Genomic DNA, 14390 nt, shown 5'->3' on the forward strand with positions numbered 1-14390 from the left:
GTTTGATTCATGCATAGACGCGCGATTTATCCTGGCACTTTTGACCCAGTAACCAATGGCCACGCCGATTTGATTGAGCGTGCGGCAAACTTGTTTGAGCATGTGATTATCGGTATTGCCGCTAACCCGACTAAGCAACCAAGGTTTAGCTTAGAAAGGCGAGTAGAGCTATTGCAGCAAGTGACTGCCCATCTTGATAATGTTGAAGTGGTTGGTTTTAGTGGCCTGCTGGTGGACTTTGCTAAGCAGCAAAATGCCAGCGTGTTAGTTCGTGGTTTACGTGCGGTATCTGATTTTGAGTATGAATTTCAGCTCGCCAATATGAACCGCCGACTGAGCCCGCAGTTAGAAAGTGTGTTTCTCACTCCAGCAGAAGAAAACTCGTTTATTTCATCTTCACTGGTGAAAGAAGTTGCACTGCATGGTGGGGATGTTAGTCAGTTTGTACATCCGATTGTTGCTGCCGCTTTAAATGAGCAGAAGGCCTAGTGTTTAAAAGCTAGCTATAAAGAGCTTTAAGAACCACAAAACGCGCTACTGTAGCGCGTTTTTTTATTCCTTCACCATGCCCCTATGCATTGAATGCACCACTCATATCACACGCACGTTAACGACTTAGTAAGTTACTTGCTTTGGCACAAACCGCAAAACACCGTCGCTCGCTGCCCAAGTTTGATTTCCGATAGCAGGTTGCCACAACTGGTGCAGGTTTCACCGCCGCGGCCATAGACATGTAGTTTCTGGGCAAAATAGCCGGGCTTACCGTCGGCATTGGTAAAATCTTTTAATGTGGTGCCGCCTTGTTTAATCGCCTGAACCAAAATTCGTTTTACCTCGGCGACTAAGACTGTAAGGCGCGCATCATCGACTTTGCCTGCCTCTGCTTGAGGGTGAATCCCAGCGGCAAACAAGGCTTCGTTGGCATAAATATTACCGACACCCACCACAATGTGATTGTCCATTAGGCACAGTTTGATGGCTTTTTTCTTGTTCGCCAGCGCGGCTTTTAATTGCTCAAGGTTAAATTCATCGCTTAGTGGCTCAGGGCCGAGCTTTGCCAGCAATGGGTGAGCATGTTCAGGCAATTCATACCACAACCAGGCTCCAAAGCGGCGGGGGTCGTTGAACCTGAGCATTTGACCATTACCGAGTTTAAGGTCGATGTGATCATGTTTTTCGGCTGGGGTATCACTGGCCAGCACCCTTAAACTGCCGGACATACCCAGATGCACTATGGTGACCCCAGCCTGAGTCTCCATCAGTAAGTATTTCGCGCGGCGGCGAATATCAATAATCTGCTGACCAACGATATTGCTCGCAACATCTGGCACAGGCCAGCGTAATGAACGATTACGCACGATCAGCTCAGTAACGGTTTGCGCGATAAGATGAGGTGAAATACCGAGTCGGGTCACTTCTACTTCGGGTAATTCAGGCATGGCGTGATTATTCCTTTACTGGTGTGCGGCAGTGGTTAGCTCAAGGTTTGTTGGTGTGTTTTTTGTTGGCGCATTGCCACATTTGGGTGTTTATACGTTTAGAAATTTAGTGTTGATTAAGATCGATGACAGGTATTAACCCAGCCCGCAAACTTGGCGGGATTTGATACCAGCTACCAGCTTGAGTCTGTATTAAACCTTGCTCTGGATATAGCGTCCATTGTTGTACTTGGTGCTGCTCAATCTTAATGGTGAGAGATTGTCGCTGCTCACCTTCGGCGACAAAATCATCTGCTTGAAGCGTCATTGGCGATACCTTGATAGTTTGCCAGGCCTTAGCCCACTGCTGACAGTTGAGCACCTTGCTATCACACAGCCATTGGCCTTGCTGCTGTTTAAGCCAAACCTCGTCCAGCTGCAGCTGCACTAATGGGGTATCGTCAGCAAATAAAGGCAGCGCATCGTTAGGAATAGTAGACTGATTGTCTAGGTAGGAGAGCACTGAAATCATCATGATGCTGGCAGCAATAATAATGTAGTTCCACTTTTTACGTGACAGTGCCATATGCCGTCCTATTGTTCCTTAGTTTAAGCTTAGAATTGGCAGTGTAGCATTAAGCTTGGCTGAGGCGAATAGGATTGAATGGCAGTGCGATCGCGTGAGTGATTGATTATCAACCATGTGCTAAGGGGTAACGAACTTTGATTGCGCAAGACGCCGTAAAATCATCCCTGATGGCTCCGCTTTAGCATCCTTGCTAAAGAGGCTTGCTTACTCAAAGCTCATTAATCCCACAAGAAGACACGCGATAAATGTTCGCCCTGGATTGAATGGCGCCTAGAGGTAAGCGTTGGTAATTGTCGAGATAAAGCCAAACTATTACTTACGCTATTAAGGTAGCTGTGAATAGATAGATGGGAGACGTGCGATCAGCGCAGTAGCTATTTTGTACTGCGCTGTTAAGAGATGAGTATTAACCGCCGGTGGCATTCATAAAGCGCAGAATTTGCACCTCATCTTGATGACCAAAATGGTGCTCTTTCGGCTTACGTTTAATACCTTCGAGAATGGCGGTTTTGAGCCTGTCGATATCGCCTGGATGCTCGCGTACAATGGCTTTTAAGTCCACCGAATTTTCGTTGCCTAAACAAAGTAGTAGACGTCCTTCAACGGTTACCCGCACGCGATTACACTCGTGACAAAAGTTATTGCTGTGAGGGGAAATAAAGCCAATATGAGTGTCGCTATCAGGTATCTTGTAATAACGAGCCGGCCCGCCAGTACGCTTGCTCGATGGGATTAGCTGGTACTGCTGCTCAATGATTTGGCGTACTTCTGCACTTGAGCAGTGACGGCTGCGTTTGCGCTCATCAATAACCCCAAGTGGCATTTCTTCAATAAAGGCAATGTCTAGGCTGCGTTCGCGGCAGAAGTTAACCAAATCAATTACTTCATGGTCGTTTTGTCCTCGCAGAATAACCGCGTTTATTTTGATCTTGGTAAAGCCTGCTGCAATAGCTGCATCAATACCTGCTACAACTCGCTCTAACTTGCCGTTACGGGTTAACTGAGTGAATAACTCAGGGTTTAAAGTATCTAAGCTGATATTTAGTCGTTTAAGACCATTTTGCTTGAGTGATGTTGCCATCTTACTGAGACGTGAACCATTTGTGGTCATCGACAAGTCGTCCAACCCCGGTAAATCACCTAGCAGTTTAACCAGTTGCTCACAGTCGGTTCGCACCAACGGCTCGCCACCGGTTAGGCGGATCTTTTTGACGCCAAGCTCGGTGAATGCTTGAGCAACCCAAGACAACTCCTCAAGACTCAGCACATGGTCACGTGGCAGAAACTCGGGATCTTCACTCATGCAATATACACAGCGAAAATCACAACGGTCGGTCACCGACAGGCGCAGGTACTCTACGTGACGGTAAAATTGATCAACAATTTGGCTCATAACGACTCTTACTACAGCTGCTTACAACACATCAGCAAAGGGTTGAATAAATACCGTGTTACCAGCAGCAACAGACTTAGGTTGCTCACCGATCACAATTAAACAGTTCCCTTGTACCATAGAGTTAAGCATGCCTGAGCCTTGGGCGCCGGTAGACTTAACGTGCAACTGACCATCGTTGCCAACGTGGTAAATACCACGTAAAAATTCAGTGCGACCTTCACGGCTGCGTAGATTTTCATCGGCTACGGCAGGTAAGAAAGTTGGCTGCCAATTTTTCTCGCCAGCAAGTTTACGCACCGCAGGTTGTACAAACTGCAGGAAAGACACCATAACTGCAACCGGGTTGCCTGGTAGCCCAAAGAATGTCGCATTATTGAGTTTGCCAACGGCAAGTGGGCGACCAGGGCGCATGTTAATACGCCAGAAATTAATGGCGCCAAGTTTTGCTAACGCAGTTTTAATGTAGTCGGCATTTCCTACAGACACACCACCAGAGCTAATTACGATATCGGCTTGTTCAGATGCTTGAGTCAAGGTTTGCATTAGCGCATCTTCATTATCTTCGATGATGCCTAAATCAATAACCTTGCAGCCAAGGCGTTTGGCCATGGTTTTGATGGTGTAGCGGTTTGAATCGTAAATGCAGTTTGGCTTCAGCGCGTCACCTGGCTGACTTACCTCATCCCCGGTTGAGAACACGGCAATGGTTGGCGCTTTGCTCACCTGTGCCTGACTTAGGCCAAGTGACGCCATTAGCCCTACTTCAGCTGCGCTCATGCGGGTGCCAGCTTTTAGTGCAACCGCATCTTTAGCAATATCTTCACCCGCTAAACGCACGTGCTGACCCGCTTTGATGGACTTAGCTTCAAGCAGGCTCAGTTCGCCATTTTCTTCTTTGGTTAGCTCGCGCGGCATAATGGTGTCTGCGCCTGCTGGCACAGGCGCGCCAGTCATAATGCGCACAGCTTCACCTGCATTAAGGGTCTGGCCATATTCGTGGCCAGCAAAAACTTCGCCGACGACTTTCAACGGTGTTTGCGAGACACTGTCATAAGCGAATGCGTAACCGTCCATTGCTGAGTTGGTTTGCTGTGGCACGTTAACTGGTGAAATCACATCAGTGGCCAATACTCGGTTATCCAGCTCATCTAAGCTGCATAACTCACTATTGCTGGTGGCATTAATGCTATCAAGCACATAAGTGATGCCTTGAGCGACACTGAGACCTTGCTGGTACGCGTTATCGCTATCGAGCGCTTGTGGTAGTTGAATTGGTAGTTCAGCTGCAGGTTGTTGCCAGTTTTGTTGATACTCAACCACAAAGTCAGCAATTTGCCCGACATTGTTAAGGTCAAGGCGCTTTAGCTCAGCCGGCGTATTGGTGTCGTCACAACACGCAATGGCGACGATGTTGTCGTCTTGCTCGTGAATAAATGGCTTACCGTGTGCAGCGCGGTGCAGCTCAATTTTTGGTAGCGTGAGCTTTTTAAAACCTTCAACCAACACAATATCGACCTTGTCGGCTTCAATTTGCTTGAGTAGGTGATCGAGTTTTGGATCACCATCAACGGCATCTTCAGTCATCAATGCCCAGCGCACGTGGGACGCAACCAGCATTTGTCTTGCGCCAGCTTTGCGCATTTCATAGCTATCTTTACCTGGAATATCGACATCGAAATTATGGTGAGCGTGTTTTATCACGGCTAAACGCAATCCACGGCGGTTTAGCTCAGGAATTAGTTGCTTTAATAAAGTGGTCTTGCCGGTGCCGCTGTATGCACAAAAGCCAAGTACTGGAACTGGAAGCGGGTTAGAAAACGGAACACTCATAAATAACCTCGTCGAAATTTGGGTAACTTAGCGCGCAATCGCTTGGGCGAGTCGTTGTTTTTGTTCTGGCGTATTAACGTTCACAAAGGCGTCTGGTTGGTCGCTAAATTCAGCGACGGCATAGCGATGCGCGGCGTACCAGTCATCGATTTTACGATTGCCAGCATCTAAAAAGGCCTGCATTGACGTCAACAATTTAGGTGTAAGTAACAGCACAACAGGTTGTTCGCGCTCGCCGTCACTGGCTACTGCTAACTCGGCTTGTTGCGCTACTAGCGCTGCGTGTAAACGGATAAATAAATCTGTTGGTAATAGCGGGCAATCACACGGAACTACCATTACATAGTCGGCCTGAGTTTTTGCAAGTGCGGTAACCATGCCCGCAAGTGGGCCGAGATAGCCTGACTCGTTGTCATTGAACACCTGATAGCCGAATTCGGCGTATGAGTCTTGGTTGCGGTTGGCATTGATTAAAACTTGCGTCACTTGTGGGCTAATGCGGTCAATCGCATGGGCAATCATGGGTTTGCCCGCAAGCTCTACCAATCCTTTGTCATTGCCACCCATACGTCGCGCCATACCGCCTGCGAGAATGACTCCATCGACCATGTAAGGGTTAGTTGGCGCTGACATAATTTAATCCTGTGGAATTAATTGGTTGCTGAGTAGAAAAGCTAGGTACGTGATCGCTTACAGTAATTTGTTGTTTAGCAATATGCCAGTGCTTTTGGCATAAAGCGGTTAAGCCACATGTTTGATGGCTGCTTATCAACAAGCCTGTACCATCATCTTTTAGTTGATTGATCATAGCTAATACTAGTCGCTGTGATGGCTTGTCCATATTGGAAATAGGCTCATCTAACATCAGTAGCTTTGGTTGCACAATCCAGGCGCGAGCCATCGCAAGGCGTTGACGCTCACCGCCAGACAAATCACTGGCATTGCGGGTGAGCAAATGCTTAAGCTGCGCCATTTCAATTGCTTGGTCAATACGTTCAGTCAGCGCACTTTGGTCAAGTTTTGACTGGTTCGCAGCGAACTTGAGATTGTACTCTACACTACCGTCAAAAAGGTAAGGATGTTGGTGCAAATACAAAGCTTTGCCCAACATGCCGTCTTTACGCCACCATGCCGCTTTTTCAAATCCTTGATGACTAAACTTCCCTTCAGGTGCGTGTATTAAGCCAGCGAGTAATTTCATTAGCGTTGATTTACCTGTGCCATTGTCACCTTGCAGGTAAATCACGTCACCTTGGGCAAAAGTTAGCTTAGCAAACGAAAACAACACCTTGTCGTTGAAGCGCATGACGACGTGCTCGGCATTGATTTGAGCTTTATGAACGGTTGTCATCTAGTGGCTCCTTGGCATCGCTTTACCGCGCAAAGTGCCTAGTGTGAAGTTTAATATTAAGGCTAAGATCAATAACACTAAGCCTAATGCAATGGCTTGGGCAAAGTCGCCTTTGCTGGTTTCTAGGGCAATCGCGGTAGGAATGTTGCGAGTGGCATTCAAAATATTGCCGCCCACCATCATAGAGCATCCTACTTCAGTTAGAATTCTGCTAAATGCGGCGATAACAGCAAGCAGCAGTGGTACTCGTAGCTCACGGCATAAGACATAAACCGCGCTTGGCCATGATACGCCAAGCGTGCGTGAGGTTTCCCAGGCTCGGCGATCAACACTTGAGAATGCTGCTTGCGATAAGGCTACTAATACAGGGGCACAAATTAGCATTTGCCCTAGGATCATACCTTTCTGGGTAAACAACCATTTCAAGTCACCCAGCACGCCGTTACGAGTTAATAATAAAAACACCAACAAACCTATCACCACTGTAGGAATAGATTGCAGCGTTTGAATAAGGTTGGTAACCAGCCAGCGCCCACGAAATTGCGTGAATGCAAGGACAAAGCCTAAGGCGATAGATGGAATAAGGGTGATAAGAAGCGCAGCGAATGACACGCTAAATGAAACATTGATGATTGACCATACTTCAGGGTCAAAAGACAGCAGCAAGCTAAATGCTTGCTGCAGTAGTACTAACCAGCCTTCGCTCATTATTTTTGAGATGCCTTAAACAATTGCTCTCCTTGCACTTTGTAGTTGTTGATCATTTTCTTTGCTTCTGGGCTGACTAACCAATCACTTAGTGCGCGTGCACCTTTGTGGTTTAAGTCTGGGTATTTTTTAGGGTTAATTAGAATAATTTGATAAGGGTTAGCAAGTGCTTCACCACCATCGAATTTAATCTCTAAATCTAATTTAGCTTTATAAGCTACAAAAGTACCGCGGTCAGTCAAGGTATAAGCTTGCAGTTCGTTAGCCATAAGTAGCGTTTTACCCATACCTTGGCCTACTGCAGTATAGCCATTAAAGTCGGTCGTGACATTGGCATTGTTCCAAATTGCTAACTCCTTCATGTTCGTGCCTGAGTTGTCACCACGAGAAATGAAGGTTGCTGGCTTAGCAGCGATTTTAGCAAAAGCTTGGTTTACATCTTTACTACCATTGATTTTGGCTGGGTCATTCTTTGGACCTAATACCACGAAGTCATTTGCCATGATGCCACGCGGCTCAATACCATAACCTTCGTTAACGAATTTAGCTTCCGCCGCTGGTGCATGAGTCATTACAACATCCACGTCACCCTGACGAGCTAGTTTTAAAGCTTTACCTGTACCTGTTGCAATAACCTGTACTTCAAAACCAGACTGCTTTTCGAAAGTCGGTAGGATAGCGCCTAACAAGCCTGAGTTTTCTGTGCTGGTGGTTGTCGCTAGCTTGATAATTTCATCAGCTAGTGCAACTGGGCTGAATGCCACACTCCCTAGTACTGAAGCGGCAAGTAATAATGCAGAAGATTTTTTAGTAAACATAGTCGTTCCCTGGAGAATAATTGTAAGTTTGGTGAAGTACTTATGCCATTCAATATCGTGGGTACTTTCTTATTTTGCCTCTATAAAGCAATTAAAATGCCAAGGCTGAATTCAAATGTTGTAGTTCACGCTAGAAATTTAAACTGTGATCATTATCAAGTTTATTGTGAAATTGGCGCGGACAAATTGTCTCAACTCACGGTAGTATTGACCCATACTGACCAATGATTTCGCTGTCTTTGAAATAAATTCCCAAAACAGAGTCATTTTGTCCAACTGAACTAAGACGAGCACGACTGCATGAAAACTTCATTTCCAACAGGTATGTCTGTATTAATTGTTGATGATGAGCCAGGGATGCGCAGCTTTTTAAATAAAGCACTGAGTAAAAAGTTTGCTTTGGTGGATACCGCATCCACGATTACCCAAGCTGAGCAGATGCGCTCTCAAGGTCACTATGATCTACTTATTGTCGATATTCGTTTGCCCGACCGCTCGGGAATCGAGTGGCATGAAGCGCTAGATGATCCTGATCGTCAGTCGGATATTATCTTTATGACAGGTTATGCCGATATGGACGTTGCTATTAAAGCGCTGCGTGCTGGTGCCTCTGACTTTATTATGAAGCCGTTTCATTTAGAGCAGATGATGACAGCAGTTGATCGCTGTATTGAGCGCCGCTTGCTGAAACGTGAAAACTTTATGCTTAAGCGCGAGCTTTCACACGGTAAAGCATCCAGCATTATTGGTCGCAGTGATGCCATGGTTGAAGTAAAACAAGTGATAGAGCGTGTCGCGCCAACTAACGCTGTGGTGTTAATTGAGGGTGAGTCCGGCACAGGTAAAGAGCTGGTAGCCAGACAGTTGCACCACCTAAGTGGCCGCAGTGGCCCTTTTGTGCCTGTTAATTGTGGCGCAATTGCTCCTGAATTATTGGGCAGTGAGCTATTTGGTCATACGGCGGGGTCATTCACCGGCGCTAAATCTAGTCGCGAAGGTTTATTTAGTTTTGCATCGGGTGGCACGATCTTCCTTGATGAAATTGGCGAAATGCCAATGAACATGCAAACGGCTTTGTTAAGGGTGCTGGAGCAGCGTGCTATTCGTCCAGTAGGCAGCGAGAAAGAAGTCGCTATTGACGTGCGCATTGTGGCGGCGACCAATCGTACCTTACAAGAAGAGGTTGAAGCAGGACATTTCCGCCGCGACCTCTTCTATCGCTTAAACGTGTTGAATATCCTTATTCCACCGCTGCGTGCCCGCAGTGAAGATATTGTTGAGTTAACCCATTACTTTACCATGCAGATCATTAAAGAGATGGGCATGAAAGAGGTGATTTGGAGCCACGAAGATTTACAGGTTCTGCAACAGCATGAGTGGCCGGGCAATATCCGTGAGCTGCGTAATATGATTGAGCGCTGTATCTTGCTTGGCAAGCCGCCGGCAGAATATTGGAAGGTGGACACTAAAGAGTCAGTACCTGAAACATCTGGCTATCCGCTTGATTGGCCATTAAAAGAAGTTGAAAAACAGCATGTAATGCAGGTTGTCGCTGCCCACGATGGTAATAAGTCGGCTGCTGCGCGTGATCTTGGGGTTTCTCGCAAAACGCTCGACCGTAAGTTCAAAGAGTGGGCTGATGTCACCGCCCCAGAGCAGGAAGAATAATCGTGTCTTTGTTTAATCGAGTTTTTGGCGTTACCTGGCAGCAAATGCGTGCCAAGGTACGCTATCGCTTGCTAGTACTGACGCTGCTGCCTATTTTGTTGACGTTAGTCAGTCTGGTATTTATTACCATTTATTGGAATATCAGCTACACAGGTCAGCAGCTATTTATGAAGGTAAAAGCTGATCTGGCGGTCGCTAACAATACCTTATTGCAGGTACAGCAAGAGCAGCAACAACAGCTGGTCAATATTAGTCATTCTTGGGAATTTCATACCTATTATGAGCGCCTGATATCACAAGGCCGCAAGCAGCAACGAGAGAATCAAGCGCAACTTAACCTAAAACTCAATGAACAAAAGCAGCGTTATGGACTCGATTTTCTGCGTATATTAAGTATTACCGAGGCTGCTGCAGATCCTGATCTAAGGCTCATGTTGTCTGACATTAATGATGGTCAAGCTTATTCAGGTTTGACTGTGCTATCACCTCAGCGCTTAAGTCATATTAATCCTGAGCTTGCGCAAAAAGCGGTGATCCCAGTGTCTGAAACCCTTAGGGCACAAGAGCCGAAAAAAGATGAAGAGAGTCGAGGGTTAGTCAGTCGGACAATTTTGCCGGTACTCGACCAAAACGGTAATGTGGTGTGGTATCTCGACAGCGGTATTTTGATCAACCGCAATACGGTGATTGTCGACTATATTCGTGATCTGGTCTACGACAAAGGCACCTTACCTGAGCGCTCAATTGGCACGGTAACAATTTTCCTCGATAACATTCGCGTCAGTACCAATGTACCGATGAAGCTTACCTTTCCTGAGCAAGAGACCATGACCCGCGCGCTAGGTACTTTGGTGTCCGATGAAGTGCGTGAACAAGTGCTTGAGAACGGTGAAGTTTGGGTTGACCGCGCGTTTGTGCTTAATGATTGGTTTATTTCGGCTTACTCACCGATTGAAGACATTCGCGGTAAGCGTATCGGTATGATCTACACCGGATTCTCGGAGTCACCGTTTATCCATAACTATCTGCTAAACATTATTGAGCTTGGCACTATCTTGATGTTGGTGTTGCTAATTTCTGGTTTGCTGGTTTATCGCGGAGCCTATAGTTTATTGCAGCCGATCGAGAAAATTCACCATGTGGTAAAAGCGGTTCAATCAGGGCGTAATGTGCGTATTGGAGAGCTTGGGCTTGATAGTGAGAATGAATTGTCCAATCTAGCTGAACAGTTCGACCGCATGCTTGATTTACTGCAGCAGCGTAATAGTCAGATCCAAGCGGCAGCGGAGCAGCTAGAAGTCAAAGTTGAGGAGCGTACTCGCAGTTTGCAGGATAAAACTGTTGAGCTTCAGTGCAACGTAGCACTGCTAAATGAAACCCGTCAGCAGCTAGTGACCAATGAAAAGCTTACTGCACTAGGTGAATTAACCGCAGGTATTGCCCACGAGATTAATAATCCAACAGCAGTGATTTTGGGCAACATGGAACTGCTGAAATACGAGCTTGGTGAAAAAGCTGACGACGTAGAAGAAGAGATCGACTTAGTGATTCAGCAAGTAGGTCGTATTAGTACTATTATTCGCAGTTTATTGCAGTACAGTCGCCCGGGAGAGTTCAACGCGCCGCTGCAGCTACATTCTGTTACGCCGATTGTTGAAGAAATGCTGGTACTGGTCCGTCACTCGATCAGGAAGCAGCAAGTTGAGTTGATTCAGGAGCTCAATGCCACTACTGAAGTGGAAATTAACCGTCCGCAGATCTTGCAGGTACTGATTAACCTTGTGGTGAACGCAGCTCACGCCAGTGAAGAGAAAGGACGCATCTTTGTAAAAACCTTTGATTGGCTTGATGACAAAGGGCAGTGCATTGGAGTGAAGATTGAAGTGGCCGATGAAGGGGTGGGCATTTCTGAAGAACAGCTTAGCCGTATCTTTGACCCTTTCTACACTACGCGTAAAGACGGTACAGGCTTAGGTTTATCGTTAAGTTACGGCATTATTAAGCGTATTGGTGGCACGATTGAGGTGAGCTCTACGCTTGGAGAGGGTACAGTGTTTACTATTGGCCTGTATCATCAAGCTCGTGATGAGCATGCTACCAACCCTTATGTTGGTTTGCACTTCGGCGGCCGTAGCAAGTTCGTCGATAAGGACAAGCCGCTGTAATCAGCCTTGTCAGTATTAAAGCGGTATAAGCAACAGTGCCACTTGCTCGGTTTATCTGAGTGAGTGGCATATTTGTATCTCTAGGCTGGAACAACTTTGAGAGTCAGAAAACAGGCACTAAAAAAGCCGGGTGATGAAGCCGGCTTGTTTTAGGAGTATTGAGTGATACTACTTTGTGCAGCGTCTAACTAAAGGTGATGAAGCTCTAGCATGACGCTTTTTGCAGAGAAGTGAAAAGATGATGAGACTTATCACTAAAAAAGTAGAAAGGTGATGAAGCTCTCTACTTCGGAACGCAAGTTAATAATAATGATTCTCATTTAGTTTGCAAGCTAAATTTGACATTTTTTTAGCCTAATTAGGCTATCACTGTAGTTTGATAAGGTTTGTTGCTTATTAAGTGTTTGAATTTATTTGTTTAACTGCTTTGGTGAAAGCAAACATAAAGTTAACGGTTTGTAGCTATGGCGGCATGAATCGTCGCCGAAGTTGACTGCTAACTAAGCGTTACAGCAATCAGTAATAGGCACAGAGCAGTTTGGCAAACGAATTTAAGGTGGATAGATAATGCGCTGGCGCTCTTTTGTGGAGTTATTTTACAGGGAAGTCGACGGTTAAAAGTACGCTTAAAAGCGCGTTTTCGCCTGTACTATGTCGTTTCAAAAGCTTGCACCTAAAATAACCACTATTCTCAGCAGCGCAAGATTCTGCTCAGTGATCACATCTTCGTCAATTAGTAATGAGTTGCAAAACTGAATTTCAGGTAAAAAAAAGCCGGGATAAAATCCCGGCCACAAAGTGTGTGAGCAATGTCGTGCTAATTAAAACTCGGAGGGGAGTTAAAGTGATGAGCCTTTAACTGTCTGAGTTTTGGAACGCAAATAAATAATAATCATTCTCATTATCACTTGCAAGCGTAAGATGGCAATTAGTGCTATCTTTACAATTGCCGTTTGTAACGCCTTGATAGTATTAGCCTTTAATTCCTACAGCTGTTTTTGTAAATGCAGTTTGTTGTGGGCGATATCAGCCGCTGGCGCAATTTCTGTGATCTGATATTGGCTACGAACCAACATAGTTAACATGGCTTTGAAGTGATTTCGGGTTTTAACTGTCATGGTTTGATAACCTTGCTCAGCAGCCCATTTCTCTTGATACTCCAACATTGACTTCGCCAGGCCTAGGTTTCTAAAGTCTGGTGCAACTCCACCTAACCAGCTGTAAAACACAGTGTCAGACTCGGCGTAACCTAGTTTGAACCCAGCGAGTTCATCTTCAACATAGGCAAGTAACACCAAGCATGGTTTGTTCGCTAAACGCTGTTGCAAATCCAGCTCAGTTTGCGGGCGGTCTAACTCAGGGATCATGTGAGTTAAACGAGTTAGTTCGCTTAGAACTTTTGATGAAAGTTGGCTATAAGCCTTAATTTCAGTGGAGTACATCACAACTCTCCTTGGTATAAATGCCATTAACTAAAGGGTTAAAATTGCGGAAAGTATAACAGGTCAGTCCAGTTGTCTGCTAGTGTGCTGATCAGAATGAGCGAACAGTAACCGTGATCTTGTTCGCTCAAATGACATAAATCTGTCGTTAGTTGCGTAAGGTTTGCTGGTCTGTCGTCGCTAAAATTTTGTCTTGCAGCACTTTAAGTAGCACACCGTAAGCGGGTAAAAATAGTCCAAGGCTAACAATAAGCTTGAAGCCATAGTCGACACTGGCGATTTCTGGCCAGTGCTGCGCCATAAAGGCGTCAGTCGAGGCGTAAAATGCCACACTAAAGAACACTATAGTATCCACTAGATTGCCCACAACTGTGGAGGCAGCCGGTGCGACCCACCATTTTTTCAGCGTACGTAAACGGGCGAACACAGTAATGTCCATCAACTGACCAAATAGGTACGCCACAAAGCTAGCAAAGGCGATACGCAATACAAAGGTATTGATATCGGTTAGCGCTGTTAGGCCTTGAAACTGTCCTTGAGTGAACACAACACCCACGAGATATGAGATAAGCAGTGCAGGGATCATAGCTTTAAAGATGATCTTACGCGCTGCCTGTTGACCGAAAATACGCACGGTGAGGTCAGTTGCTAGGTACACAAATGGAAAGCTAAATGCCCCCAAGTGGTGTGGAAACCGAATATTTGAAATGGCAGCTGCACTAAATAGTTGCTGGCGCAGATGATTAAAATGTGAAAGCTCACCAATAAAGTGAGGGCGCGGCGAATTTGCGGCGCAGTTAAACTAAGCATATTGTGACCTTTTTAGTTTCATTATGCGGGGTGAGGGAACCCGCGAAGTTAACGCCGCTGCTGATTATTGATTTAAGAGTTCAGTTTTTAGCTGCGCTTGTACAGAGTATAACTAACTTGCCTTATCGCTCTGAAGTTCGAGCTAGGAGCTTAAGCACTAACAATTAACAAAGAGTCTAGGCGTAAATTAGGGGG

At 45.9% G+C, this 14390-nt stretch carries 12 protein-coding genes and 1 pseudogene; 3 read left to right on the forward strand and 10 right to left on the reverse strand.

All coding sequences use genetic code 11. The features are described 5' to 3' along the window. The first annotated feature begins 9 nt into the window (after positions 1-9). Positions 10-489, forward strand: coding sequence for a pantetheine-phosphate adenylyltransferase (coaD, locus tag EXU30_RS10965; protein ID WP_130600001.1), 480 nt, complete (start codon positions 10-12; stop codon positions 487-489). 134 nt (positions 490-623) lie between these two features. Here the strand turns inward: coaD and mutM are convergent, their stop codons facing one another. The 8 genes from mutM to EXU30_RS11005 form a co-directional block, all read right to left on the reverse strand. After that, positions 624-1439 carry a bifunctional DNA-formamidopyrimidine glycosylase/DNA-(apurinic or apyrimidinic site) lyase gene (gene mutM, locus EXU30_RS10970; RefSeq protein WP_130600003.1) on the reverse strand — a complete coding sequence of 272 codons (816 nt, stop codon included), beginning with the start codon at positions 1437-1439 and terminating at the stop codon, positions 624-626. Between the two features lie 106 nt (positions 1440-1545). Then, positions 1546-2004 (reverse strand): hypothetical protein, encoded by a 459-nt coding sequence (locus EXU30_RS10975; RefSeq protein WP_130600005.1) that lies wholly within the window; start codon positions 2002-2004, stop codon positions 1546-1548. Between the two features lie 409 nt (positions 2005-2413). After that, on the reverse strand, positions 2414-3400 hold the full coding sequence (gene moaA / locus EXU30_RS10980; RefSeq protein ID WP_130600007.1) for a GTP 3',8-cyclase MoaA: 987 nt from the start codon (positions 3398-3400) through the stop codon (positions 2414-2416). Between the two features lie 21 nt (positions 3401-3421). Next, positions 3422-5233, reverse strand: coding sequence for a bifunctional molybdopterin-guanine dinucleotide biosynthesis adaptor protein MobB/molybdopterin molybdotransferase MoeA (locus EXU30_RS10985; RefSeq protein WP_130600009.1), 1812 nt, complete (start codon positions 5231-5233; stop codon positions 3422-3424). A gap of 27 nt (positions 5234-5260) precedes the next feature. Beyond that, positions 5261-5842 (reverse strand): molybdenum cofactor guanylyltransferase MobA, encoded by a 582-nt coding sequence (gene mobA, locus EXU30_RS10990; protein WP_130603429.1) that lies wholly within the window; start codon positions 5840-5842, stop codon positions 5261-5263. A gap of 7 nt (positions 5843-5849) precedes the next feature. Next, positions 5850-6584, reverse strand: a complete 735-nt coding sequence (locus EXU30_RS10995) for an ATP-binding cassette domain-containing protein (RefSeq protein WP_130600011.1) — start codon at positions 6582-6584, stop codon at positions 5850-5852. Further along, positions 6585-7292, reverse strand: coding sequence for an ABC transporter permease (locus EXU30_RS11000; protein WP_130600013.1), 708 nt, complete (start codon positions 7290-7292; stop codon positions 6585-6587). Continuing rightward, a complete protein-coding gene (locus tag EXU30_RS11005; protein ID WP_130600015.1) occupies positions 7292-8110 on the reverse strand; it encodes an ABC transporter substrate-binding protein in 819 nt (272 codons plus the stop codon). Before EXU30_RS11005 ends, EXU30_RS11000 begins: the two co-directional genes overlap by 1 nt. Positions 8111-8410: 300 nt before the next feature. Here EXU30_RS11005 and EXU30_RS11010 point away from each other — a divergent pair, with 300 nt between their 5' ends. Together EXU30_RS11010 and EXU30_RS11015 are read left to right on the forward strand one after the other, a co-directional pair. Then, positions 8411-9778, forward strand: coding sequence for a sigma-54-dependent transcriptional regulator (locus EXU30_RS11010; RefSeq protein WP_130600017.1), 1368 nt, complete (start codon positions 8411-8413; stop codon positions 9776-9778). A gap of 2 nt (positions 9779-9780) precedes the next feature. Beyond that, the gene (locus EXU30_RS11015) at positions 9781-11943 is read left to right on the forward strand and encodes a sensor histidine kinase (protein ID WP_423213344.1); all 2163 of its coding nucleotides are present in this window, start codon (positions 9781-9783) and stop codon (positions 11941-11943) included. Between the two features lie 986 nt (positions 11944-12929). Here the strand turns inward: EXU30_RS11015 and EXU30_RS11020 are convergent. Together EXU30_RS11020 and EXU30_RS11025 are read right to left on the reverse strand one after the other, a co-directional pair. Beyond that, positions 12930-13385 (reverse strand): GNAT family N-acetyltransferase, encoded by a 456-nt coding sequence (locus EXU30_RS11020; protein WP_130600019.1) that lies wholly within the window; start codon positions 13383-13385, stop codon positions 12930-12932. A gap of 148 nt (positions 13386-13533) precedes the next feature. Next, positions 13534-14195 (reverse strand): annotated as a pseudogene (locus EXU30_RS11025) (7-cyano-7-deazaguanine/7-aminomethyl-7-deazaguanine transporter). Positions 14196-14390 lie beyond the last annotated feature (195 nt).

It is taken from the genome of Shewanella maritima (assembly GCF_004295345.1).
In the GTDB taxonomy this organism is placed as follows: domain Bacteria; phylum Pseudomonadota; class Gammaproteobacteria; order Enterobacterales; family Shewanellaceae; genus Shewanella; species Shewanella maritima.

What these genes read in the sequence shown, in the direction of transcription:
- mutM (WP_130600003.1), bottom strand. Translation starts at nt 1,439, where the DNA reads ATGCCTGAATTACCCGAAGTAGAAGTGACCCGACTCGGTATTTCACCT.
- EXU30_RS11000 (WP_130600013.1), bottom strand. Translation starts at nt 7,292, where the DNA reads ATGAGCGAAGGCTGGTTAGTACTACTGCAGCAAGCATTTAGCTTGCTG.
- EXU30_RS10975 (WP_130600005.1), bottom strand. Translation starts at nt 2,004, where the DNA reads ATGGCACTGTCACGTAAAAAGTGGAACTACATTATTATTGCTGCCAGC.
- EXU30_RS10995 (WP_130600011.1), bottom strand. Translation starts at nt 6,584, where the DNA reads ATGACAACCGTTCATAAAGCTCAAATCAATGCCGAGCACGTCGTCATG.
- EXU30_RS10985 (WP_130600009.1), bottom strand. Translation starts at nt 5,233, where the DNA reads ATGAGTGTTCCGTTTTCTAACCCGCTTCCAGTTCCAGTACTTGGCTTT.
- EXU30_RS11010 (WP_130600017.1), top strand. Translation starts at nt 8,411, where the DNA reads ATGAAAACTTCATTTCCAACAGGTATGTCTGTATTAATTGTTGATGAT.
- moaA (WP_130600007.1), bottom strand. Translation starts at nt 3,400, where the DNA reads ATGAGCCAAATTGTTGATCAATTTTACCGTCACGTAGAGTACCTGCGC.
- EXU30_RS11005 (WP_130600015.1), bottom strand. Translation starts at nt 8,110, where the DNA reads ATGTTTACTAAAAAATCTTCTGCATTATTACTTGCCGCTTCAGTACTA.
- coaD (WP_130600001.1), top strand. Translation starts at nt 10, where the DNA reads ATGCATAGACGCGCGATTTATCCTGGCACTTTTGACCCAGTAACCAAT.
- EXU30_RS11020 (WP_130600019.1), bottom strand. Translation starts at nt 13,385, where the DNA reads ATGTACTCCACTGAAATTAAGGCTTATAGCCAACTTTCATCAAAAGTT.
- mobA (WP_130603429.1), bottom strand. Translation starts at nt 5,842, where the DNA reads ATGGTCGATGGAGTCATTCTCGCAGGCGGTATGGCGCGACGTATGGGT.